This is a genomic window from Streptomyces sp. NPDC107538 (assembly GCF_055657445.1).
This window is the reverse complement of the sequence record NZ_JBVKAY010000018.1, coordinates 19,525-42,352: the sequence shown is the minus strand read 5'-3', so window position 1 is coordinate 42,352 and position 22,828 is coordinate 19,525. Positions and strand designations below refer to the sequence as shown.

The 22,828-nt window shown below is 70.1% G+C and carries 18 protein-coding genes and 1 pseudogene; 1 reads left to right on the top strand and 18 read right to left on the bottom strand.

Features of this window, described 5'->3' with window-relative positions; all coding sequences use genetic code 11:
- Window positions 1-131: 131 nt before the first annotated feature.
- Window positions 132-1,199: pseudogene (locus ACZ7MG_RS38325) on the top strand (glycoside hydrolase family 43 protein); the annotation flags it as partial.
- 25 nt (window positions 1,200-1,224) lie between these two features.
- Here ACZ7MG_RS38325 and ACZ7MG_RS38320 read toward each other — a convergent pair.
- The 18 genes from ACZ7MG_RS38320 to ACZ7MG_RS38235 form a co-directional block, all read right to left on the bottom strand.
- Entirely contained in the window at window positions 1,225-2,346 is a 1,122-nt protein-coding gene (locus ACZ7MG_RS38320) for a right-handed parallel beta-helix repeat-containing protein (protein WP_471391682.1), read from the bottom strand.
- A gap of 37 nt (window positions 2,347-2,383) precedes the next feature.
- Entirely contained in the window at window positions 2,384-3,562 is a 1,179-nt protein-coding gene (locus tag ACZ7MG_RS38315) for a dienelactone hydrolase family protein (RefSeq protein WP_471391685.1), read from the bottom strand.
- A complete protein-coding gene (locus ACZ7MG_RS38310) occupies window positions 3,549-4,601 on the bottom strand; it encodes a pectinesterase family protein (protein ID WP_471391688.1) in 1,053 nt (350 codons plus the stop codon). The genes ACZ7MG_RS38315 and ACZ7MG_RS38310 overlap by 14 nt, the downstream gene beginning before the upstream one ends.
- Before the next feature lies 1 nt (window position 4,602).
- Entirely contained in the window at window positions 4,603-5,742 is a 1,140-nt protein-coding gene (locus ACZ7MG_RS38305) for a pectinesterase family protein (protein WP_471391691.1), read from the bottom strand.
- A complete protein-coding gene (locus ACZ7MG_RS38300) occupies window positions 5,742-7,049 on the bottom strand; it encodes a pectate lyase family protein (RefSeq protein ID WP_471391693.1) in 1,308 nt (435 codons plus the stop codon). Before ACZ7MG_RS38300 ends, ACZ7MG_RS38305 begins: the two co-directional genes overlap by 1 nt.
- Window positions 7,050-7,127: 78 nt before the next feature.
- On the bottom strand, window positions 7,128-7,922 hold the full coding sequence (locus ACZ7MG_RS38295; protein WP_471391695.1) for a rhamnogalacturonan acetylesterase: 795 nt from the start codon (window positions 7,920-7,922) through the stop codon (window positions 7,128-7,130).
- Between the two features lie 115 nt (window positions 7,923-8,037).
- Window positions 8,038-9,384, bottom strand: coding sequence for an ABC transporter substrate-binding protein (locus tag ACZ7MG_RS38290; protein ID WP_471391698.1), 1,347 nt, complete (start codon window positions 9,382-9,384; stop codon window positions 8,038-8,040).
- 71 nt (window positions 9,385-9,455) lie between these two features.
- The gene (locus ACZ7MG_RS38285) at window positions 9,456-11,462 is read right to left on the bottom strand and encodes a pectinesterase family protein (RefSeq protein ID WP_471391701.1); all 2,007 of its coding nucleotides are present in this window, start codon (window positions 11,460-11,462) and stop codon (window positions 9,456-9,458) included.
- Between the two features lie 24 nt (window positions 11,463-11,486).
- The gene (locus tag ACZ7MG_RS38280; protein WP_471391703.1) at window positions 11,487-13,040 is read right to left on the bottom strand and encodes a glycoside hydrolase family 43 protein; all 1,554 of its coding nucleotides are present in this window, start codon (window positions 13,038-13,040) and stop codon (window positions 11,487-11,489) included.
- Window positions 13,037-13,882 (bottom strand): DUF6807 domain-containing protein, encoded by an 846-nt coding sequence (locus ACZ7MG_RS38275; protein WP_471392092.1) that lies wholly within the window; start codon window positions 13,880-13,882, stop codon window positions 13,037-13,039. The genes ACZ7MG_RS38280 and ACZ7MG_RS38275 overlap by 4 nt, the downstream gene beginning before the upstream one ends.
- Window positions 13,882-15,093, bottom strand: coding sequence for a Gfo/Idh/MocA family protein (locus tag ACZ7MG_RS38270; RefSeq protein WP_471391705.1), 1,212 nt, complete (start codon window positions 15,091-15,093; stop codon window positions 13,882-13,884). Before ACZ7MG_RS38270 ends, ACZ7MG_RS38275 begins: the two co-directional genes overlap by 1 nt.
- A complete protein-coding gene (locus ACZ7MG_RS38265; protein ID WP_471391708.1) occupies window positions 15,090-16,394 on the bottom strand; it encodes a pectate lyase family protein in 1,305 nt (434 codons plus the stop codon). The genes ACZ7MG_RS38270 and ACZ7MG_RS38265 overlap by 4 nt, the downstream gene beginning before the upstream one ends.
- Window positions 16,391-17,293 carry a carbohydrate ABC transporter permease gene (locus ACZ7MG_RS38260; protein ID WP_471391711.1) on the bottom strand — a complete coding sequence of 301 codons (903 nt, stop codon included), beginning with the start codon at window positions 17,291-17,293 and terminating at the stop codon, window positions 16,391-16,393. The genes ACZ7MG_RS38265 and ACZ7MG_RS38260 overlap by 4 nt, the downstream gene beginning before the upstream one ends.
- The gene (locus tag ACZ7MG_RS38255; protein WP_471391714.1) at window positions 17,290-18,234 is read right to left on the bottom strand and encodes a carbohydrate ABC transporter permease; all 945 of its coding nucleotides are present in this window, start codon (window positions 18,232-18,234) and stop codon (window positions 17,290-17,292) included. Before ACZ7MG_RS38255 ends, ACZ7MG_RS38260 begins: the two co-directional genes overlap by 4 nt.
- A gap of 193 nt (window positions 18,235-18,427) precedes the next feature.
- Window positions 18,428-20,194 (bottom strand): L-arabinonate dehydratase, encoded by a 1,767-nt coding sequence (gene araD, locus ACZ7MG_RS38250; RefSeq protein WP_471391717.1) that lies wholly within the window; start codon window positions 20,192-20,194, stop codon window positions 18,428-18,430.
- Window positions 20,191-21,102 (bottom strand): dihydrodipicolinate synthase family protein, encoded by a 912-nt coding sequence (locus ACZ7MG_RS38245; protein ID WP_471391720.1) that lies wholly within the window; start codon window positions 21,100-21,102, stop codon window positions 20,191-20,193. Before ACZ7MG_RS38245 ends, araD begins: the two co-directional genes overlap by 4 nt.
- 97 nt (window positions 21,103-21,199) lie before the next feature.
- Window positions 21,200-21,892 carry a GntR family transcriptional regulator gene (locus ACZ7MG_RS38240; protein ID WP_471391722.1) on the bottom strand — a complete coding sequence of 231 codons (693 nt, stop codon included), beginning with the start codon at window positions 21,890-21,892 and terminating at the stop codon, window positions 21,200-21,202.
- Window positions 21,893-22,041: 149 nt separating this feature from the next.
- Window positions 22,042-22,791 carry an MBL fold metallo-hydrolase gene (locus ACZ7MG_RS38235; protein WP_471391725.1) on the bottom strand — a complete coding sequence of 250 codons (750 nt, stop codon included), beginning with the start codon at window positions 22,789-22,791 and terminating at the stop codon, window positions 22,042-22,044.
- Between the last annotated feature and the right edge of the window lie 37 nt (window positions 22,792-22,828).

The window sequence follows — 22,828 nt, the reverse complement described above, 5'->3', positions numbered from 1 at the left end:
TCCCCGCGAAAACGCTCGAAAGTTTCGCTCGGAGTCTTCACACGCACACCGATTGACGTCCTGAACCCCACTGATGAGACTCCGAGGGCGACTTGCCGAACAGAATCCACCAGACCCCCACAGGATGTGTCATGAGCCGTACCGCCCGCACGATCCTGCTCCCCCTCCTGGCCCTCCTCCTCGGCCTGCTGGCCGCACCGCCGAGCCCGGCCCAGTCGGCAGGATCGGCACAGCCGGCGTACAAGCCCAAGCCGAAGTACGCCGGTTATCTCTTCGCCTACTTCACCGGTGAGGGCACCGCCGACGGCGAGCAGATCCGCTACGCGCTCAGCGAGGGCAACGACGCCCTGCACTGGCGGGAGCTGAACGCGGGGCAGCCCGTCCTCACCTCCACCATCGGCGAGAAGGGCCTGCGGGACCCGTTCGTGATCCGCTCCCCCAAGGGCGACAAGTTCTACATGATCGCGACCGATCTGCGCATGTACCAGAACAGCAGCGGCAGTTGGGACGACGTCCAGCGCCACGGCAGCAAGTCGATCATGATCTGGGAGTCGAAGGACCTGGTCCACTGGACCGACCAGCGGCTGGTGCAGGTGTCCCCGGACAACGCGGGCAACACCTGGGCGCCGGAGGCCTACTGGGACAGCAGGCTCGGCAAGTACGTCGTCTTCTGGGCCTCGAAGCTCTACGCCGCCGACGACCCGGAGCACACCGGCTCGACGTACAACAAGATGATGTACGCCACGACCAGGGACTTCCGTACCTTCAGCGCGCCGAAGGTGTGGAACGACCCCGGCTACTCGGTGATCGACTCCACCGTCGTCGAGCACCGGGGCACGTACTACCGCTACACCAAGGACGAGCGCGACCCGAACTCCTCCAGCCCGTGCGCGAAGTTCATCACCGGGGAGAAGTCCAGGTCGCTCACGGACACCTCGTACGACTTCGTCTCGGACTGCATCGGCAGCGGGGCGATGAGCCGGGGCGAGGGCCCGACCGTCTTCAAGTCGAACACCGAGGAGAAGTGGTACCTCTTCATCGACGAGTACGGCGGCCGGGGCTACCTCCCCTTCGAGACGACCGATCTCGCCTCGGGCCGTTGGACGCCCTCCGCGAACTACGCGCTGCCCGCCAGCCCGAGGCACGGCACCGTCATGCCGGTGACGAAGAAGGAGTACGACCGCCTGCTGGCCGCGTTCTCCTAGTCCGCCCCAGACCCTCGTCTCAGTCCATCGTCGCGCCGATCGTCGTGCTGCCCGTGGTCAGGAAGGTGGTCGCGGGCAGGGTGCCGCTGGACGAGCGGGCGTTGAAGGTGGTGGAGGCGTTGGTGGAGCGGAAGGCCGGGGTCGCGATGCCGGAGTCCCAGTTGTTGCCGGACGAGACGACCGACGATCCCTTGTTGACCGAACCGCCGCTGTTGCTCACCGCCAGGTTCTTGCCGAGGCGGGCCGCGCCGGTGGCGAAGTAGTAGCCCCACTTGGCGTTGGCGTAGGCGGTGGTGCGGTTGAGGACGATGGCGCCCTTGTTGCTGTTCTCGGTGAAGCCGTTGCCCGCGTTGTCCCAGGCGGCCGAGTTGTTGATGACATGGGCCACGGTCTCGCCGTCGCCGCCCAGCTTGTAGCCGTTGCCGTCGCCCGCGAAGGCGGAGTCCGACCAGCGGTTCTTCCCGTTGCCCATCGCCCAGGTGTGCTCGACGGTGACGGGCGAGGAGAAGGACCAGAAGTCCAGGCCGTCGTCCGAGTTGTTGTAGAGGCGGGCCCCGGTGATGAGGTTGCCGCTGCCGGAGCCGAACTTCACGGCGATGCCGTCGGCGTTCTCACCGTGGTTGGCCGGGTCGTAGTGGCCGTAGGAGTCGATGTTGCGGACCAGGTTGTTGGTGGTGCTGTCGCCGGTGAGGGTGAAGCCGGAGTCGCCGCCGTTGATGGTCTTGATGTTGTCCCAGACCGTGGAGGCGCAGGACTGGCAGACGACCGCGCTGTCCGGGGAGTTCTGGAAGGTGATCCCGGAGACGGTCCAGTAGTCGGCGGTCAGCTTGAAGATCCAGTCGCCGTCGGGGAGGTTCGAACCGTCGATCTTCACGGTCTCCGAGCCGTAGGGCTGGAGGTGGATCCGGCTGGAGGAGCTGCCGTTCGCCGTCGACTGGAGGGTCGCCGTCGGGTAGTAGGTGCCGCCGCGCACCTGGATGGTGGTGCCGGCGGTGGCGTTCTTGATGGCGTTGGACAGGTCCGTGGAGTTGCTGACGACCACGGTGGCCGCGTACGCCTGGGTGGGGAGGACGGCCAGGCCGGTGCCGAACGCCAGGGCCGTGCTCAGGACGAGAGCGGTGCGACGAGACGGAAGGGACATGGGGAGCGGTTCCTTTCCCGTGCGGGTGGGGGTTGGTTCACAGGACCGAGGCGAGCCATTCGACGGCCTCGTCCTGCATCGGCGCGGTGAACACATGGCCCAGGTCGGGCCATGTCCTCAGCCGCAGCCGCTCCTCGGCGTGACGCGAACGCCAGACGGCGCGCAGCTTGTCGTGGGCCACGCGGACACCGTCGGCGGGGAACAGCGGATCGAGCCCGCCGTTCTGGAACAGCATCGGCTTGGGGGCGCCGATGCTCGCCACGTCGGGGAAGTCGAGGTACCGGGCGAGCCCGGGGTGGAGCATGTAGTACGCGGACTGGCCGCGCAGGATGTTGTTGCCGGGGACCAGGACCTCCTTGAGGCCGGTCATCCAGCAGACACTGACGGTCGCGGCGATGTCGTCGCTGAGCGCGGCCGTCTGCCAGGCCCGGAACGCGCCCATCGAGAAGCCGAGGGCCGCGACCCGGCGCCGGTCCACCCGGTCGAGCCCCGCCAGGAAGCCCGCCGCGCGCACGTCCTCCCTGGCCATGAGCCCGGCGAGCGAGGAGCCCAGGTGGTAGAGGTTGCTCGCGAGGGCCTGCTGTTCCTCGTACGTGATCGGGCCCCGGTCGCCCCAGCCGAGCGCGTCCACGGCGAGGACGACGTAGCCGCGCCGGGCCAGTTCGTCACCGACGAACCGCCCGCTGAAGTACCGGTCGGCCCAGGCCTGCGCCGAGGCCAGCCGGCTCTCGTCGAACCAGGGCCGGACCAGCTTCTCCTTCCCGATGTCGAACCTGGCGCCGTGGTCGTGCAGGAGGAGGACGGCCGGGAACGGTCCGGTGCCGTGCGGGGTGAGCAGGGCGCCGCGCACCCGGCCGTACCGGGTGAGGGAGAAGGTGACCAACTCGCGCGTGTAGCCGTCGCCTTCGGTGCGCTGCCCGCCGAACTCGGGGTCGTAAGGGGTGTCGTCGTCCCGGGCGACCAGCAGATGCTCCTCGACCTTGGCCCTCGCCACCCGCCGCCAGGTGCGGAAGTCGTGGACGGGTGAGGTGCCCCAGGCGAAGGGGAAGCGGAGTTCGTCCTTGAGGAGGGGGTGGAAGTCGGGGAGGGTGGCGGCGGTCAGGGCCCCGGCCCCCAGGGGTGCCGCCACGGCGGATCCGGGGGCGGCGCCGAAGAGGGCCGCCGCCCCCGCTCCCGCCACGAAGGCCCGGCGTCCCACCGGTTCACCGGCGGTCATAGGGCCTCCAGTCCCCGAGGTACGTCCGCCGTGTGTGCTCCCGGGCTTCGGCGGCCGTCAGCCGGGGCCGGTTCTCGGGCACCGAGATCACCCCGCCGGGACCGGAGTTGGCGTACTCGCGGAAGCGCATGGTCTGCCAGGGGTAGGTCTCGCGCATGTTGGTGTACGGGGTGACCGCGTCGATCCCGGGCCCGATCCAGGTGTCCCGCACGACCAGCGCGGGCCAGGCGGTCGTCTCGTACGACGGCACCCAGGGCCGGGCGAGCTTGTACGCGGCGTCCTCGGCGCCGGAGGTGATCCGGCCGCGCAGGGCGAGGAAGCCGTAGGGGTTGGCGCGTGCGGTGGCGGGGGCGAAGACCATGCCCTTGGGCGTGAAGGACACGTCGCGCTGGAGGGTGCGGAAGTGACAGGAGTCGAAGACGGCCCGGGCCCGCCCGAACACGAAGTCGACGTCGCCCTCGATGTAGCAGTGCCGGTAGTACTGCCGGTCGAAGGCGTCGAGCGCGGTGGTGTCCGCGAACAGGGTGTCCTGGTGGGCGAGGAACCGGACATTCTCGAAGTGCGACCGGTCCCCCGTGACATACGCGGCGACCGCCTGCGTCCCCGTCCAGTCCGGATGGTCCGCCCGCAGCCAGTCGTTGGCGAGGGTCAGGTCGCGTACGGTCAGGCCGGGCGCCGCCGAGGTGAAGGTGGCGGAGCCCGCGGTGCCGTAGGTGCCGCCCTCGGGCCTCGGGGTGCCGTTGGCCCGGTCGAAGACGAGGACGGCGGCGCGGGGGTCGCGGGAGGCCCCGCGAAGGGTCAACTCCCCTTTCCCCGAAGGGACGTTGACGACCTCCCGGTACGTCCCCGGGTGGACCACGATCGTCCACCCGGGTCCGGTGACGGCGTCCACGGCGGCCTGGACGGACCCGCCGGGCCGGACGTGCAGGACGCGGCGGGTGCGGTCGTGGGCGAGGGCGGGGGCCGGACCGGCGGTCACCAGACCACCGGTGGCCCCGGCGATCCCCGCGAGCCCGGTGAGCAGGGTGCGCCGCCGCATCTCAGCACCCCTCCCACGGGGTCCAGTCGCCGAGGTACGCCTCACGGGTGGCCGACGCGGCCTGCGCGGCCGTGAGTTGGGGCCGGTTCTCGGGGACGGAGACGACGGCGCCCGGTCCGGTGTTCCGGTACTCGGCGAAGCGCTGGTCCTGCCAGGGGAAGCCCGACGACATGTTGGTGTACGGCGCCACCGCGTCGATCCCGGCACCGAGGCGGGTCTCGCGCACGGTGAGCATGGGCCTGGCGGTGGTGTCGGAGCTGGGCACCCAGGGGCGGGCCAGCTTGTAGTAGGTGTCCGGCGCCTCGCTGGTGACCCTGCCCCCGGTGACGAGATAGCCGCGCGGGTTGGCGCCGGCCGTGGAGGGCGCGAACACGAAGCCGTACGGGGCGGAGGCGAGATCGGTCCTGGTCAGGGTGTGGAAGCGGCAGCGCTCGAACACGGCCGTGGCCCGTCCGAAGACGAAGTCCACGTCCCCCTCTGCGTAGCAGTCGCGGAAGTACTGCCGGGCGAAGGTGCCGAGCGCCATCGAGTCGGCGTACAGGGTGTCCTGGTGTCCGAGGAACCGGCATCGCAGGAACGCCGACCGGTCGCCCTGCACCTTGAGGGCGACGGCCTGGGTGCCGGTGATGTCGGGGTGGTCGGCGCGCAGCCAGTCGTTGGCGAAGGTGAGGTCCCGCGCGGTGAACCCGTCGGCCTGGACGAGCGTCGTGGCCGACCCGGTCGTGCCGTAGGTGCCACCGCCGGGCTTCGGCGTCCCGGCCGCGTTGTCGTAGACGACCACGACCTCGCGCGGGTCGCCCGAGGCCCCGATCCAGGTCATCTCCGTGCGGGCGGCCGTGACGGCGACCGTCTCCCGGTACACGCCGGGCGCGAGGACCAGCGTGTATCCGCTGCCGCTCGCGGCGGTGACGGCGGCCTGGACGGTGGTGAAGTCACCGGCGCCGCCGGCGTCCACGTACAGGGTCCGGTCGTCGAGCCGGGCGGAGGGCGATCCGTAGCGTCCGAAGACCCGGCGGCCACGGGGCGCGGTGGCGGCTCGGGCGTGGGGCGCGGCGCCGAGCGCGAGCGCGGCCCCGACTCCGAGTCCGATTCCGGCGGCGACGAACGACCGTCTGCTCGCGGTTACTTGACGCTCCGTCATCAGCAGACCTTTCCGGCGCCGGCGCCACGCGCGACGACGCCCGGCACGGCGCGCGGCGAGTCGACCTTCGTCCGGAGGGTGGGGGTCCATCCGGCGCCGGACTGGAGGATCTCCGAGGGGACCTCGGCGTTGTGGACGGCGATGAGGTCCGTCAGCCTGCCGTTGACATAGTTGTTCTCGGCGGTGAGCGGGGACTCGTTCCACTTCTTCAGGGCCTTGCCGACACTCGCGCCCGCGGGGAGCGTGATCGCGTTGTCGCTGGCGTGGAGCTGCGAGGAGATGCCGACGCCGAAGATGTAGTAGTCGTCCTTCTGCTCCTCGGTGACGACGTAGTGGTTGTTGTAGACGTCGACCTGGCCGAACCGCACGCGCGGGGAGCGCTGGAGGATCCCGTCGAAGCGGTTGTGGTGCATCGTGACCTTGAGCTTGCCGCCGTCGGTGGAGGCGAGGCCGTCGCCGTTGCCGATCAGCATGTTCTTGTCGTGGTCCTGGAAGCGGTTCCAGGAGACGGTCACGTAGTTGGAGCCGCGCACGATGTCGGTGAGGCCGTCGTGCTGCTGGAAGACCTTGCCGAAGTAGACGGGCCGCTCGCTGTCGGGGTAGCGGCCGTCGGTGAACGTGTTGTGGTCGAGCCAGACGTGGTCGGTGCCGTAGACGACCACGGCGTCGTACTCGGAGTTCCAGTTGCCGGTGTTGTTGTCGTCGGTCGGGTCCCACTTGGGGAAGCAGTCGAGCGGGGCCTCGATGGTGAGGTTGCGCATGATGACGTTCGAGACGCCCTTGATCTGCAGGCTGCCGCCGAGGATGCCGGAGTTCTTGCCGACGCCGACGATGGTGGTGTTGGACGGGACGTTGGCCTTGATCGCCGCGTCCTGGTTGGCCATGGACGCGACCCGGGCGTCCTCCTGCGGGCCCTTGGCGACCTGGTCGTTGCCGTAGACGGCGGGGTCGTAGTCCTTGAGGTACTGCTGGAGGTCGTAGCCGCCCGTGACGAAGGCCTCGCAGCCCTCGGAGACGGCGTCGATCATCCCCTTCACCTTGATGATCTTCGGCGCGTCACCACCGGCGATCAGCGCGGCCTTGAACTCGGCCCAGGTGGTGACGGTGTAGATGTGCTCGGCATCGGCCGCCGAGCCACCGGAGGTGCCGCCCTCCGCGGACCCCCAGCCGTCACCGGCGCCGAGGACCTGACGGCCGAGGTCCCGCCCCTGGGACTGGGCGACACCGGTCCCGGTGACCCCGAGCACGAGCGCGGTGCAGCCGACGACGGAGATCATGACATGGGCATGCCACATACGAGGACGCATGAATGCGGTTCCTTTCACAGCAAAGGGGGAGGGAGGGGGCTTTTTTCTTGGGGGCGCGGGGAACTGCGCGAAGGGCGACTACACCGGGGGCCAGGTGATCCAAGAGTCCGGGATCTCCTCGCCCAGACGCCGAACGTCCCGCGGCGAAAGCACCCGGCGCCGCAGCAGCTCACCCGCGACGAGCCGGGCCACGGCAATGGCCCCCGGCGGGTTGAAGTGCGTGTTGTCCTGCTCGGTCTCGGTCCAGTTGAAGTACTTCTTGGTCTCCTCGACCCCGAGCCGCTGCCACAACGCGATCGACAGCGCCTGGATGTCGAGCAGCGCGACACCCTCCTCCGCGGCGAGAGCGATCGCCGCTGCCGGATAGTCGCCGTGGGTCGGCACGGCGTTGCCGCCCGCGTCGAACTTTCTGCGCTCCACGGAGGTGGCGAGCACGGGCCGGGCACCCCGCGCCCGCGCACCGTCGATGTACTGGCGCAGATGGTCCTGGTACGTCGTCCACGGCTCGGTGTACCGCGTGGGATCGGCGATCTTCGAGTCGTTGTGCCCGAACTGCACGATCAGGAAGTCCCCGGGCCGCAGCGCGCCGAGGATGGCGTCGAGCCGCCCCTCGTCGATGAAACTCTTCGAACTCCGGCCGTTCACCGCGTGGTTGGAGACCGCCAGCCCCTTCCCGAGGAAGAACGGCAGTGCCATCCCCCACCCGGTCTCGGGCGCGGCGTCGGCGTACTTCTGGGCGGCGGTGGAATCACCGGCGAGGTAGATCGTCCGCTCACGCCGCCCCGGCGCGGCGGAGGCGGTCCCGGTGGCGGCGACACCGAGCGGAACGGCGGCGAGAGCCGCACTGGCAACTTGTCTACGAGATAGCGACACGTGCGGGTGCCTTCCCAGTAGGGGCCCCGCGCCCCGTTCTTTTAAGGGGCGCGGGGAACTGCGCGACCAGCCACAACAAACCCGCAGCCGGCCATGTTCGAACCGGACCGAGCTCTTAGCCCTTCTGTTCCTCCCACTCCGCCTGCGCCTCGTTCAGCTGCTCCGCCAACGAGTCCAAAAACTCCTTCGCACTGCTCTGACCATCCATCACCTTCTGGAACCCCGGCTCGTTGTCGGCCTTCGAGATCGTGTTCCAGTCCGGCAGGTAGTACGGCAACTGCACGATCGTCGTCGACCCGTCACCGAGCGCCGCGGCGGCCAGCTTCGTCGGCTCCGCCTCGGAGATCCACGCGTCCTTGGCGGCGTCGTTGTTCGACGGCACCTGCCCGGCGGACTTGTTGAACTTGGAGTTCTCCTCGTGCGAGGTCGCGAACTCGATGAACTTCCAGGCGGCTTCCTTGTTCTTGGAGCTCTTGAACATGCCGAGCCCGTCGACCGGGTTGGACACCTGGACCCGCTTGCCGCCGGGCCCGGTCGGCTGCGGGATGCCCCGGAACTTGTCGACACCGAACGCCTTCACATGGTCCTGGTACGACCCCAGGTTGTGGTTGAGCATCCCGATCGTGCCGGAGTCGAACTGCGCGACCATCTTGGTGAAGTCGTTGTTGAGGTCGGCCGCCGGCGTGACCTTCTTGTAGAGGCCGACATACTTCTCCAGGGCCGCGATGTTCTTCGGGTCGTTGACGGTGGTCTTCTCACCGCTCGCGTCCCAGAACTCGGTGATCCCGGACTGCCCGTACATCGCGTCCAGCGCCTGCGCGATGGACCCGGCGCCACCGCGGATGGTGTAGCCGAACTCGTTCTTGTCCTTGTCGGTGAGCTTCTCGGCCGCCGCGTAGAACTTGTCCCAGTCGGTCGGGTCCGCGAGGCCCGCCGCCTTGAACAGGTCGGTGCGGTAGTAGAGGACGCCGTTGTTGGCGGAGGTGGGGATCGAGTAGAGGGCGTCGCCGCCGCCGGCGGACTTCAGCGACTCGACCATCGCCTCGTTGAGCTTGCCGTTCAGGGAGGACTTGGCGAGCCGGTCGTCCAGCGGCTCCAGCGCGCCCTGCGCGGCGAAGCCGGCGGCCATGGCCGCGCCGACACCGCCGACGTCCGGGAGACCGCCGCCCTGGATGGAGGTGTCGACCTTGGACTGGTACTCGGTGGCGGCGATCCCGACGTACTCGACCTTGATGTCCGGGTTCGCCTTCTCGAAGTCGGCGATGATCTCCTTCCAGATGTCGGTGCGGACACCGCCGTTGTTGTCCCAGAAGAGGACCTTGCCCTTGCCGCTCCCCTCGGAGCCCTTGTCGCCGCCCGCGCCGCTGCCGTCGTCACCGCAGGCGGTGGCGGTCAGCGCGAGAACGGAACCCAGGGCGACGGCCACGGCGGCACGCCTGCTTCTGCGATTGCTGATCTTCATTGAACGGCTCTCTCTTCTGGATACGAGGGTTATGAAGTTGTGGGGGGTCTGTGCTGTCTCCGGGAACGGACTCAGCGGCCGGTGCCGGCTCCGGTGCCGACGTGCGCGCGATGCGGCGCCCAACCGTCCGTCCCCGCGAGGTACTTGGTGACCGTGTACGTGCCGGCCTCGGCCTCCGGCAGCTGCGGCCGGTCGGCGGTGACCCCGGCCCCCGGCCCGTACGTCCGGTACTCCGTGAACCGGGCGTCCTTCCACGAGAACCCGCTCATGTCCGTCCACGGCGACGACTTGATCGCGGTGGGCAGCTCGGTGTCCCGGAACAGCACCTGGGCGACGGCGGCCGGCTCGCCGCCCGGGTGCCAGGGCCTGCCGAGGTGGTACGTCCCGGCGGGCGCGTCGCTGACCACCTTCGACCTGGTGATCAGGAAGCCGTAGGGGTTGTCCTTCCAGGTGGAGGCGGCCGTGATGTAGCCGTTGTTGCTGTCCGAGCCCCGGCTGAGCGCCTTGATCAGGGACCGCTCGATGACGGTGGTGGCGCGGCCGTAGATGAAGTCGACATCGCCCTCGATGTACGAGTCGCGGATGTAGACGCGGCTGATGACGTCGAGCCGGGGGCTGTCGGTCATGAGGGTGTCCTGGTTGCCCAGGAAGGCCGTGTTCTCGAAGACGATCCGGTCGCCGGTCGTCTTCACCGCCAGCGCCTGTTCGCCGTTGACCTCGTGCGCGGCCTCGTCGAAGTCGTTGCTGAAGGTGAGGTTGCGGGCGGTCACGTCACCGGCGAGGATCCGCACGGTGGCGCTGCCGTTGGAGCCGCCGTTCGCGGCGGGCGTGTCATGGACGATGACGGTGTCCGAACGGTCCCGTCCAGTCCCCTGCAACACCAAGTGGGGCTTGTTCGCGGGGATCAGGACCTTCGCGCGGTAGGTGCCGGGCGCGATACGGACGGTCACCGTGCCGTCGTTGCCGGCGGGTACGGCGTCCACGGCGGCCTGCACGGTCGGGTGGTCGCCGGGGACGTTCAGCACGGTGTTCGTGCCGATGCCCTTCTGCGGGCCTGAGAAGCGGGTGACCAGCGCGGGGACGGCGGCGGCCGGGTCGAGCCGGTAGCGGTAGAAGTCCCTCGGGTCGAAGGCCGTGCCCCAGCTCTCCTGGCGTCCGGTGACGTTCTTCAGGATCGACCCGCGCTGCACCAACTCGGCGGTGGCGTCGGCCTGGTAGGGGTGCTGGACACCGTCGTAGTAGCTGTTCTCGATGACCATGCGGGTCCGGCCGCGCGCCCAGTTCCCGTACGTCCACACGGGGTCGCCGTCGGCCACCTGCGCCGAGAGGTAGTTGTTGTAGAGGTGGGCGTAGGCGCAGTTGTCGGCGGAGGGGTTGCGCTGCTTGGTGCCGGTGAACCAGTTGTGGTCGATGGTGATCTCGGTCTGGAGGTTGGTGGTCCAGCCGATGCCGAGGGCCTTGTTGTGGTTCCTGAACTGGTTGTAGGAGACGGTGACGTACCGGCTGTCCTTGCGGATGTCGAGCAGTCCGTCGCCCATGTGCTCGAAGCGGTTGTGGTCGATCCAGACGTGGTCGACGGTGTCCATCTGGATGGCGTCGAAGTCGGTGGTCTTGCCGTCCCAGTCGCCCTCGACGTAGGAGTCCCGGATCGTCAGATTGCGGATGATGACGTTGCTGGTGCCGGGGTTGAGGTGCAGTTCGCCGTGGACGATCTCACCGGTGTCGCCGACGCCGATGATCGTCTTGTCCGAGGTCACGACGATGTCCGAGCCGAAGGGCTCGACGTCGATCGCCCCGGCCACCCGGATGACGTACGGCTCCTCGGCGGACGCGTACCGGGCGAGCGAGGCCTGGTCGGTGACGGTCACCACCTTGCCGCCCGCGCCGCCGGTGGTGCCGCCGTCGAGGGAGGCGAAGCCGTGGGGGCGGTCGGTCCAGCGGGGTGCCGGGGCCGTCGTCACGGACTCGGCTGCCTCGGCCGGGGTGAGCGCCCCGACGACGAACGAGGCCAGCAGGGCGGTGACGGCGGCCAGGGTTCTCCCACTACCTGGCAAGCGCTTGCTAAGGAGGTGCGTCATTGCGGCTCCAAACAGGCGTACGAGTTACGAAGAGGGGGTGATCCGGAATTCCGTGAACGTGGCCGCCCCGGCGTGTCCCCCGCCGGTGGGCGCGACCGCGAAGAGGCCGAGCAGGGCGCCGACCCAGCGCCAGGGGGTGGCGGCGAAGACCTGTCCCGAGGGCTCCCACCCCTCCCCCACGTCGTAGGAGAAGCGGCAGCGTGCCCCGGCCGAGGTCTCGATCCGCAGCCGGGCCCGTCCCCCGGGCGCGGGCCGCGGATGATCGGCGTCCCGTTCGCGCTCGGCGACGGTCTCGGCGAACCGGTGGACGAGGTGCACGGTCCCGTCGGCGCCCCGCTGGAGCCCGATCCAGCGGAACGCGTCCCCGAGCACGGCGAGCCCGGCCCGCGCCCCCGGCTCCTCGCTGGCGAGCGCCAGCTCCACCTCGATGACGGCCGGGATCCCCGGCAGCCGCTGTGTGAGCACATTCGCCAGTTTCCGCAGGTCGTGCGCGTGCACGGACCGTACGCAGGTGAGCCGCAGCCCGTCCCCGGAGTGCTGGGTGGCCCAGCCGTCCTGCGGGTTCGCGGTCCACTGCCACTGGCGTCCGAAGCGGCCGCCGGGGAAGTCGTCGTCGGTGGCGGGCGCGGCCGGCGGCTGCGGCGGCAGCGCCGGCTTGCGGTGGACGGTGACGGGGGCGCCCGCGTCGCCGAGCACCGGCCAGCCGTCCGTACCGTCCCACCGCATGGGCTGGAGGTGGACGACCCTGCCGTACGCGCCGCGCTGCTGGAAGTGGACGAACCAGTCCTCGCCGGCCGCCGTCCGCACCCAGCCGCCCTGGTGCGGCCCGTTGACCTCGGTGTCCTTCTGCTCCAGGACGATCCGCTCCTCGTACGGGCCGAAGAACTCCCGGGAGCGGAAGACGCCCTGCCAGCCGGTCTCCACTCCCCCGGCGGGGGCGAAGATCCAGTACCAGCCGTCGTGGCGGTAGAGCTTGGGGCCCTCCAGGGTGAACCAGCCGGGGAGCCGGTCCGCGTCGACGACGACCTTGCCCTCGTCGAGCAGTCCGGTGCCGTCGGGCCGCATCCGGTGCCCGGTGAGGCGGTTCTTGACGCCGGAGCGGGACTTGGCCCAGGCGTGCACGAGATACGCCTCGCCGGTCTCCTCGTCCCACAGCGGGCAGGGGTCGATGAGTCCCTTGCCCTCCTTGACCAGGTGCGGGCGGGTCCAAGGGCCTCTGATCTCAGGGGCGTTGACCTGGAAGACGCCCTGGTCGGGGTCGCCCCAGAAGATCCAGAACCGGTCGTCGAAGTGCCGCAGCGAGGGCGCCCACACCCCGCAGTCATGGCGGGGGGCCTTGAACTCGGCTGCCGGTTCGAGGAGTTGGAGCGCGTGGCCGACGAGCGTCCAGTTGACCAGGTCCCGGGAGTGCAGCAGGGGCAGGCCCGGGGCCCGGCCGAAGCTGGAGGCGGTCAGGTAGAAGTCGTCGCCGACGCGCAGGACATCGGGGTCGGACCAGTCGGCGTCGAGGATCGGGTTGCGGTAGGTGCCGTCGCCCTGGTCGGCGGAGAAGGCGGGTGCGCTCACCGAGGTGGTCACGGGCTCACCGCCTTGCGTACCAGGGCCGCCGCCTCGGGGCGGTCGAGGGCGCCGTCGGCGACGACGGTGACGATCCGGCGTACGGCCGTCTCCCCCGGCTCGATCGGCAGGCGCTCGGCGCAGGCGAGGGAGGAGCCGACGCCCGGGTACTCGTCGGCGCGGACGAACCACGGGTCGCGGCGGGTGGTCTCCGTGGCCCCGGCGAAGACGAGGGTCCAGGAGCCGCCGACCAGGGCGACCCAGTCGGCGCGGCCGCCGTGGACCTCGGCCTCGCCCTCCGCCTCGGCGGTGAGGACCCGGGGCGCCGTGGCCTCCTTGCGGGCCCGCCAGAAGAAGCCGCCGTACGCGGCGCCGGGGCGGCCGTTGGTGGCGGGGCTGCCGATCGACACCGGGGCGCCGGTGATGTTGGTGAGGGAGAACGTGAAGTCCAACGCCCAGGCGGAGTCGGTGAGTTCGGTGGCCGCGACGGTACGCCGCTCACGCAGTAACTCGGTGCCGGACGCCACCCAGCGCAGTTCCTCGACGAAGCCGTCGGGGTCGCGCAGTTGGAACGCGGTGTGGCGCTGGGAGCCGTGGTTGTCCAGCTCGGTCGGGCCCCGATCGCGGACGTAGGTGCGTCCGCCCCAGAAGTTGTGCCCCTCGACGTCGGGAACGGCGACACCGACGCCGAGGTGGTGGAGGTGGTCGGCGGGGCTCAGTTCGGTGACCGCCGTACCGGACAGGGTGGTGACGGGATGCAGAAAGGGGCGCGGGGAGAGCCGTTCGGGGAGTTCGGGCCGGGTGAGATAGCGGCCCACCGGGCGGCCCGCCACCCGCAGGACCACGGACTCGTCGGTCGTCATCATGTGCTCACCTCTTTCGCCGGTGGTTCGGGGAGCGCCCAGGGGGCGCCGAGTTCGGAGTAGAGGGCGAGTTCGTCGGCGGCGGCGGTCACGAGGGCGTCGATGCCGTCGACGACCCGGCGGTCCTCGTCGGGCAGCCGGTGCCAGGCCCCTGCCGGGAGCGCGACCGGGTCGGGGGCGGTCCGGATCGCCTCGACGACCTTCATGAACGCGCCGGTCACCTGCGGCGGGACCAGCAGTTCGGTGCCGTCGACGAGGTGGTCGACGAGGTTCTCCAGCAGGTCCGTGCGGCCGTACTCGAGCTCCTCGGGGCCGTGTCCGGCCCGCTGGACGAGCACCCGGTCCTGCTTGTACCAGAAGGTGATCCGGCCGGTGGTGCCGTGCACGACGTTGTAGGGCTCGCCCGGGTCCTCCGCGCAGAGGGTCGCGGCGACGGTGATCCGGCCGCCGTCGGCGGTGGTGATCCGGACACAGGAGGTGTCGTCGGACTCGATGTCATTGGCGCGCAGCAGCTCGGTCTCGATGGTGGCGACGGCCTCGGCCGCGCCCGCGCCGGCGAGCGCGAGCCCGGTGGCGACGGCGTGCGCGAGGGGGTTGGTGAGCGCCCCGTCGATGACGTCCACGCCGTTCAGGCGCCGCTTGCCCGCCCAGGGCGCGCGCCGGTAGTACGCCTCGGCGCGGGCCCAGGCGCCGGCGCCGCCGATGCCGGTGACCTCGCCGATCAGGCCCTCCTCGACCATGGTCCGGATCGCGGGCAGGGCGTGCGAGCCCAGCGACTGGAAGCCGATCTGGCAGACCGTCCCGGCCGCCGCGACTCCGTCGGCCATCCGGCGGAACTCGGCGTACGACGGGGCCGGCGGCTTCTCCAGCAGCACGTGCACGCCTCGCCGGGCCGCCGTCAGCGCCAGGTCGGTGTGGGTGGGGATCGGGGTGCAGATGACCGCGATCGCCGCGCTGGTGGAGTCGAGGAGCGCCCCGAAGTCGGCGGACTGCTCGGGCGTGCGGAGGCCGTCCGGGATCTCGTCCGCGCCCAGCGGCGTCAGCTCGCAGATCCCGGCGAGCCGGACGATCCCCTTGTCCGCCAGCCGCCGGATGTTCTCCAGGTGCCAGCGGCCGTGACCCCGGGCTCCCGCGAGGACGAGCGGAAGCGGGGTGCCGTGCGGGGCGGTGGTCTCGTACTCGGTGGTGGTCTCGTGCTCGGCGGTGGTCATCGGATCCTCCCTGCGCCCGCGCCGCGTGCCACCTCTCGGTCGGCCCTCCCGGCGCTGTCGATCTTTTGGTGCAGGGTAGGCGTCCAGCCGACGTCCGCCGTCAGATCACGCTCGCTGCCGGAGTTGTAGGCGTTGTGGATGGCCAGGAGATCCACCGGATAGCCGTTGAAGAGGGTGCCCGTCTGGTGCAGGGCGGTGCCGTTCCAGCTCTTCACCAGATCGGCGGCCTCGACATGGCCGGGAGTGGTGAACGCGTTGTTCTCCGCGTACACGGCCGACTCGGTGGAGACGCCGAGGGAGTAGCGGTAGTCGTGGGCGCCGGCCGGGACGACGTACCGGTTGTTGTAGAGGTGCACCTGCCCGAAGCGGACGCGCGGTGCGCGCTGGACGACGTTCTCGAACTGGTTGTGGTGCAGCGTCACCCGCAGCTTGCCCCGGTCGCCCGTGGCGGTGTCCCCGTTGCCGATGAGGATGCCCTTGTCGTGGTCGCTGAAGCGGGACCAGGAGACGGTGACCAGGTCGGCGGCGTTGGTGATGTCGAGCAGACCGTCGTGCCGGAGGTAGTTGCGGCCGAAGTAGGTCGGCTCGTCCTCGTCCGGGTGGCCCTTGTCGGAGAGCGTGACGTGGTCGATCCAGACATGGCTGGAGCCGCGCACCCAGATGTTGTCGTACGCCGTCTTCCAGTCGCCGAGGCCGCCGGTGTTGGGCTGCCAGACGGGGAAGCAGTCGTAGGCGTCGCGGAGTTCGAGGTCGCGGACGATGACGTTGTCCACGCCCTTGAGCTGGAGGCTCGCGCCCTTCAGGACAGCGCCCTTGCTGCCGACGATGGTGGTGTTGGAGCCGACGGCCAGCTCGACCCGCTCGGCCTGCCTGGCCGCCGACGCCTGCCGGGCCTCCTCCTGGGGGCCGCTGGGCTTGGCGGAGCCCCAGGTCCGCGGGTCGTACGCGGCCAGATACGCCTTCAGGTCGTAGCCGTCGGTCGCGTAGTCGGCGCAGTCGAGCTTCTCGCCGTCGTCGGAGGTGTTGGCGTCGATGGTCCCCGCGATCCGGATGATCTTCGGGGTGGCGCTGCCTCCGTCGAGCGCCCGGACCAGCTCGCTCCGGGTGCGTACGGTGAGGACATGGGCGTCGTCGGCGGTGGAACCCCCCGTGGTACCACCGTCGGCCGCCGCCCAGCCGTCGTCCGCGGCGAGCGTGTCCCGGCTGATGTCCCGGCCGGTGTTCTGGGGCTCGGCCCCGGCCGGGGTGGTGAGCAGGATGCCCAACAGCCCGCAGGCGACGCCCAGTTGGACTCTTCTCATCCCTTCACCGCCCCCGCGCTGAAGCCCGTGATCAGCCACTTCTGGATGAAGGCGAAGACGATGACCACGGGGACGGCGGCGATGATGCCGCCGGCGGCCAGCGCGCCCAGGTCGACGCTGTCCGCGCTGAGCAGGGTGTTGAGGCCGACCGGGATGGTCTGCTTCTCCTGGTTGCTGAGGAACATCAGGGCGAACAGGAAGTGGTTCCAGGAGTGCACGAAGGCGAAGGAGCCGACGGCGATCAGACCGGGCCGCAGCAGCGGCAGCACGACCACCCGGAACGCGGTGAAGCGGTTGCAGCCGTCCACCCAGGCCGCTTCCTCCAGCGAATACGGCACGTTCTTGATGAAGTTGCTGATCAGGATGATCGACAGCGGCAGCTGGAAGACCGTCTCGGCGAGGATGACACTGCCCAGCGAGTTGATCATCTGCAGCTCGGCGAAGATCTGGAACAGCGGGACCAGGAGCAGCGCGCCCGGCACGAACTGGGAGCAGAGCAGCGCCAGCATGAACCCGCGCTTGATCTTGAAGTCGAAGCGGGCGAGGGCGTAGCCGCCGGCCAGGGCGACGAGCGTGGTCATCAGCAGGGTGACGACACCGACGAGCACGCTGTTCTGGAAGTAGACCCCGAAGCTGCGCTCGTTCCACACCTTCTCGAAGTGCTCGAAGGTCATGGGCCAGGGCACGAGCGAGGTCGAGCCGGGCTTGCGCAGCGCGAAGAGCAGGATCCAGTAGAAGGGGACGAGGGTGAAGACCAGGTAGACCGACAGCGGGAAGTAGATGTGCCAGCGCGGGACCTCGTCCCAGGCGCGGCGGACCTTGCCCGGTCGCTGCGGAGGCTCCTCGGCCGCGGGCGCGGACGTCACCGGTACGGTCCTCTCGGCGTCCTTGGTGATCACTTGGACTCGCCTCCGAACTTGCTCAACCGCAGATAGACCATCGAGCAGAAGAGCAGGATCACGAACGCGACCGTGGTCAGGGCGGACGCGTAGCCGAAGTTGTGGGCGTCGACGGAGGTGTTGGCGATGTAGAGCGGGAGCGTCGTGGTCTCGCCCGCCGGTCCACCGCCGGTCAGGGTGTAGAGGAGGTCGACGTTGTTGAACTCCCACACCGCGCGCAGCAGCGTGGAGAGGATGATCGCGTCCTTGAGGTGCGGCAGCGTGATGTGCAGGAACTGCCGGACGCGGCTGGCGCCGTCGACCTCGGCGGCCTCGTACAGGTCCTTCGAGATGGACTGGAGGTCGGCGAGGATGAGGATCGCGAAGAAGGGGACACCGCGCCACAGGTCGGCGACGATCGCCGCCGAGAAGACGGTGGAGGTGTCGGAGAGCCAGCTGGTGCCGTACTCGCCGATGCCCATGTCCGCGAGGTAACGGGTGATGCCGGTCTGGGAGTTGTAGAGGAGCACCCAGATCGCGGAGGTCAGCACGCCGGAGACGGCCCAGGGGGAGAAGACCAGGGCCCGGCCGAGCGACCGGCCCACGAAGGTCTGGTTGACGATCAGCGCGAGCGCCAGGCCGAACAGCAGTTGCAGCGAGACCTCGACGACCACCCACTTGGCGCTGAAGACGAGGGTGTCCCAGAAGATGGGGTCCTCGGTGAAGGCGTGGACGAAGTTGTCGAAGCCGGCGAAGCCGTTCCGCCAGGGTTTCGTGGGGTTGTAGTGCTGCAGGCTGTAGTAGAAGACGCTGATGACCGGGTAGGCGATGAAGCCCAGCATGAGCAGGGCGGCCGGGGCGATCAGCAGGTACGGCAGCCTGCGTGGGGTCGCCGAGGTACGGCGCGCACGGCGCCCCCCGGGGGGCGCGGGGGGTTTCGCCACGGCTGCGGCTTGGGCCATGACTGGGGCTCCGTTTCTGGGTACGTCGTCGTACGTCGTGCGGTACGTCGTGGTGCGTTGTCGTGCAGGAAGCGCTTTCTCGATGTGCAGGGGTGTGCTTGGGTGCGCGGTACGGGGTGCCATGTGTGGTGCGTTGGCGGGTGCGGGTGCGTTGGGGCTGGTCGCGCCGTTCCCCGCGCCCCTTACGGGACGCTCAACCCGCGTACGGGTCCGGGACCTTGCCCGGTCTGGCCAGGAACTCGAAGTCGCAGCCGGTGTCCGCCTGGGTGATCTGGTCGTTGTAGAGGGCGCCGTAGCCGCGTTCGTAGCGGGTGGGCGGTGGGGTCCAGTCGGCCCGGCGGCGCTCCAACTCCTCGTCGTTCACGTTGAGTTGGAGTGTGCGAGCGTCGACGTCGAGGGTGATCGAGTCGCCGGTGCGGACGAGGGCGAGGGGTCCGCCGACGTACGACTCCGGGGCCACGTGCAGCGCGCAGGCGCCGTAACTCGTGCCGCTCATCCGGGCGTCGGAGATCCGCACCATGTCCCTCACGCCCTGCTTCAGCAGATGGTCGGGGATGGGCAGCATCCCGTACTCGGGCATGCCCGGCCCGCCCTTGGGCCCGGAGTTGCGCAGCACCAGGACGGTGTCGGCGGTGATGCCGAGGGCCGGGTCGTTGATGGTCCGCTGCATGGTCCGGTAGTCGTCGAAGACGACCGCCGGGCCGGTGTGCTTGAGCAGGTGCGGCTCGGCGGAGATGTGCTTGATGACCGCGCCGTCCGGGCAGAGGTTGCCGCGCAGCACGGCGACCCCGCCCTCGGTGGCGACCGGGTTGTCCCGGGTCCGGATCACGTCGTCGTCGTGCACGAGCGCGCCGTCGAGCTGCTCGCGCATCGTGTCGTACGAGACGGTCGGCCGGTCCAGGTGGAGCAGGTCGGTGATCCGGGAGAGGAAGCCGGGCAGGCCGCCCGCGAAGTGGAAGTCCTCCATCAGGTACTTCTGGCCGCCGGGCCGGACGTTGGCCAGCACCGGGACCGTACGGGCGATGCGGTCGAAGTCGTCGAGGGTGAGCGTGACACCCGCGCGGCCGGCCATGGCGATGAGGTGGATGACCGCGTTGGTGGAGCCGCCGAGTCCGAGCACGGTGGTGACGGCGTCCTCGAAGGCGTCGGCGGTGAGGATGTCGCTCAACTTCCGGTCCCGGTGGACCAGTTCGACGATCCGGAGGCCCGCGGCGGCGGCCATGCGGTCGTGGCCCGAGTCGACGGCCGGGATGCTGGACGCGCCCGGGACCGTGACGCCGAGCGCCTCGGCGGCGGCGGTGAGCGTGGAGGCCGTGCCCATGGTCATGCAGTGGCCCGGCGAGCGGGCGAGACCGGACTCCAGTTCGGTCATCTCGCAGTCGCCGATGAGCCCGGCGCGCTTGTCGTCCCAGTACTTCCACATGTCGGTGCCGGAGCCGAGGACCTCGTTGCGCCAGTGGCCCGGCAGCATCGGCCCGGCGGGCACGAACACGGCCGGCAGGTCGACGGAGGCCGCGCCCATGAGCAGCGCGGGCGTCGACTTGTCGCAGCCGCCCATCAGGACGGCCCCGTCGACCGGGTAGGAGCGCAGCAGTTCCTCGGTCTCCATCGCGAGCATGTTGCGGTAGAGCATCGGGGTCGGCTTCTGGAAGGTCTCGGAGAGGGTCGAGACCGGGAACTCCAGCGGGAAACCGCCCGCCTGCCACACACCCCGCTTGACCGCCTGCGCGCGATCCCGGAGGTGCACATGACAGGGGTTGATGTCCGACCAGGTGTTCAGGATCGCGATGACCGGCTTGCCGAGGTGCTCCTCGGGGAGGTAGCCGAGCTGGCGGGTGCGGGCGCGGTGACTGAAGGAGCGCAGCCCGTCGGTGCCGTACCACTGGTGGCTGCGGAGATCCTCGGGGCGCCTGCGCGGCTGCTCGTCCCGGTCCGGCTTCCGCTGTTCGGCGTTCGTCATATGGACCACCCGGCGGCTATGGCGGCGACCTCGGCGCGTTCGGTGTCGGGCAGCTGCCTGCTCGGGGGCCGCACGTCGCGGCGGCACAGGCCGAGGGAGGCGAGGGCCTCCTTGACCACGGTGACGTTGTTGGCGGAGCCGTTGGCCGCGCGCAGTTCCTCGAAGCGGCGGATCTGCTCCCAGACCTTCATGGCGGCCCGGAAGTCACCCGTTCGAAGCGCTTCGATCATGTTCCGTGAAACGGCCGGGGCGACGTTCACCAGCCCCGAGGTGAAGCCGGTGGCACCGGCCGAGAAGTAGGAGGGCGCGTACGGCTCGGCGAGCCCGGCCACCCAGACGAAGCGCTCCAGGCCGGCGTCACGGGCGAAGGCCGCGAAGCGGGCGGCGTCCGGGACGGCGTACTTGACCCCGATGACGTTCGGGCAGGCGTCGGCGAGTTCGGCGAGGCGTTCCCCGGTGAGCTGGGCGTTGCGGATGTAGGGCACGACGCCCAGCTCGGGCACGGCCGCCGCGATCGCCCGGTGGTAGTCGACCCAGCCGCTCTGCGAGACGTAGGGGTGGACCGGCTGATGGACCATCACCATCTGGGCGCCGGCGGCGCGGGCGTGCTCGGCGGAGGCGATCGCGGTCGGGATGTCGTGCCCGACACCGACCAGGATCACCGCGCGGTCGCCGACCTCGTCCATGGTCAGCTCGGTGACGAGACGGCGCTCGTCCGGGGCGAGGGCGTAGAACTCGCCGGTGTTGCCGTTGGGGGTGAGGGTGGTGATGCCGCCGTCGAGCAGCCGACGCAGCAGGGCCCGGTGGGCGCCCTGGTCGACGGTGCCGTCCTCGGCGAACGGGGTCACCGGGATCGCCACCACGTCGGCCAGGGCCGCCCGTTGGGTCTCGAACGTCACGCTGCTCATGAATGACCTTCCTCTGCAAGGAGTTCTTGGAGGACTGCGGAGGGTGGGCGGGGCCGCCGCGCCGGGCGGCTCCGCCGTGCCTCGTGGACTCGGGGGCTTACTGGGCCGGTGGGCCCTGTGCGGCTTGGCGTGCCTGTGGTGCCGGCGTTTCCACGCGGGCCTCCGGGAAGGCCCGTTCGACGAACGAGGCGATGTGCGCGTACAGGGCGGCGGCGGCGCCGTCCGCGTCCCCGGCGAGGGCGAGCCGCAGGATCTCCCGGTGCTCGGCGGCCTCCCGCTCCCAGGAGGGGTCGGCGGCCCAGGCGACGGCCGAGACCAGCGCGGCCTGGTCGCGCACCTCGTCGAGCATCCGGCCGAGCAGCGGGTTGCCGCACGGCACGTACAGCGCGCGGTGGAACTCCCGGTTGGCCAGCGACCGTTCGGCGGTGTCCGAGGCCTCGTCGGCCCTGGTCAGCGCGTCGCTCGCCGCGTCCCACGGGACCTCGCGCCGCACCGAGCGCCGCAGCGCCTCCGGCTCCAGGAGCAGCCGTACGTCGTAGACCTCGCGCGCCATGTCCGCGTCCACCATGCGCACCGTGACGCCCTTGTACTGGTTCATCACGACGAGCCCGGTCCCGGCCAGCGTCTTCAGCGCCTCGCGCACGGGCGTCTTGGACACCCCGAACTGTGCGGCCAGTTCGGTCTCGACCAGGGCCTGACCGGGCGTCAACTGCCCGGTGAGGATGCGGTGCTTGATCCCCTCCAGCACGAACTGCGTGCGGGACGGGATCGGCGTGGGCACAGAGGTCATGCGCGCCTCTCGGAGTCTTCCGTGCGGGATCTCACGTAGGAGATCTCACATATCGCGTCTCATATATGACGTACGAAGTACGACGCGTTGAAGGTAGGAGGGGGCTGGTGTTTCGTCAACGGTTCGGACAGAAAAAGATGTGCCTGCCGTCACACGATCTTGGTGTCGCCCTCGCGCGCGCTCTCGGTCGGCCCGCCGAAGACGACGGCCGCCCGGCCGGTCGCCCCCTCCGGGGTGAGCGTGGGCCCCACATGGGTGATCAGCAGCCGGCTCGCGCCCTTGGCGTACGTCCCGGCCTCCTCCGGAGTGAGATGCACCCGGGGTTCGCCTTCGCGATGGGTGTCGACGTCCGCCTCGCACAGGAACAGGTCGGCGCTGCCCGCGAGTCGGCTCAGCGCGTCGCACGGGCCGCTGTCGCCGGAGTACGCGAAGACCCGGCCCTGGCATTCGGCGCGCAGCCCGTACGACTCCACGTCGTGGACGACGGCATGGGCGGTGAGGGTGAGGTTCCAGTGCCGGACGCTGTGCCCGTCGTACAGGGGACGGAAGTCGAACACATCGCTCAGGGAGGAGGGGTCCGACCGTCCGAGGAACCCCGCGAGCCGCGCGGCGCAGTCGCCGGGCGCGTAGACGGGCAGCGGCGCGGGCAGGGTGAGGCCGCCGTACGCGTACCCGTACATCGCGGCCACCAGATCCGCGCTGTGGTCCGCGTGCAGATGGGAGATCCAGATCGCCGTGAGCCGGGTGGGATCCGTGTGCCTCTGCAACTCGGCGAACGTACCGAACCCCGCGTCCACCCATATCTCGGCGCCCCCGCCGCGCAGCAGATACCCGGAGGCGGGCCGGCCCGGGCGGGGGTGCGGTGAGGCGGTGCCGAGGACGGTGAGGCTGAGGGGCATGCTCGGGAGCGTACGGAGGTGGACGGGGGCGCGCGCC

Bases quoted from the DNA above. Each gene is read 5' to 3' on its own strand.
- ACZ7MG_RS38320 (WP_471391682.1), bottom strand. From the start codon at position 2,346: ATGTCCCTTCCGTCTCGTCGCACCGCTCTCGTCCTGAGCACGGCCCTG.
- ACZ7MG_RS38315 (WP_471391685.1), bottom strand. From the start codon at position 3,562: ATGACCGCCGGTGAACCGGTGGGACGCCGGGCCTTCGTGGCGGGAGCG.
- ACZ7MG_RS38310 (WP_471391688.1), bottom strand. From the start codon at position 4,601: ATGCGGCGGCGCACCCTGCTCACCGGGCTCGCGGGGATCGCCGGGGCC.
- ACZ7MG_RS38305 (WP_471391691.1), bottom strand. From the start codon at position 5,742: ATGACGGAGCGTCAAGTAACCGCGAGCAGACGGTCGTTCGTCGCCGCC.
- ACZ7MG_RS38300 (WP_471391693.1), bottom strand. From the start codon at position 7,049: ATGCGTCCTCGTATGTGGCATGCCCATGTCATGATCTCCGTCGTCGGC.
- ACZ7MG_RS38290 (WP_471391698.1), bottom strand. From the start codon at position 9,384: ATGAAGATCAGCAATCGCAGAAGCAGGCGTGCCGCCGTGGCCGTCGCC.
- ACZ7MG_RS38285 (WP_471391701.1), bottom strand. From the start codon at position 11,462: ATGACGCACCTCCTTAGCAAGCGCTTGCCAGGTAGTGGGAGAACCCTG.
- ACZ7MG_RS38275 (WP_471392092.1), bottom strand. From the start codon at position 13,882: ATGACGACCGACGAGTCCGTGGTCCTGCGGGTGGCGGGCCGCCCGGTG.
- ACZ7MG_RS38270 (WP_471391705.1), bottom strand. From the start codon at position 15,093: ATGACCACCGCCGAGCACGAGACCACCACCGAGTACGAGACCACCGCC.
- ACZ7MG_RS38265 (WP_471391708.1), bottom strand. From the start codon at position 16,394: ATGAGAAGAGTCCAACTGGGCGTCGCCTGCGGGCTGTTGGGCATCCTG.
- ACZ7MG_RS38255 (WP_471391714.1), bottom strand. From the start codon at position 18,234: ATGGCCCAAGCCGCAGCCGTGGCGAAACCCCCCGCGCCCCCCGGGGGG.
- araD (WP_471391717.1), bottom strand. From the start codon at position 20,194: ATGACGAACGCCGAACAGCGGAAGCCGGACCGGGACGAGCAGCCGCGC.
- ACZ7MG_RS38245 (WP_471391720.1), bottom strand. From the start codon at position 21,102: ATGAGCAGCGTGACGTTCGAGACCCAACGGGCGGCCCTGGCCGACGTG.
- ACZ7MG_RS38240 (WP_471391722.1), bottom strand. From the start codon at position 21,892: ATGACCTCTGTGCCCACGCCGATCCCGTCCCGCACGCAGTTCGTGCTG.
- ACZ7MG_RS38235 (WP_471391725.1), bottom strand. From the start codon at position 22,791: ATGCCCCTCAGCCTCACCGTCCTCGGCACCGCCTCACCGCACCCCCGC.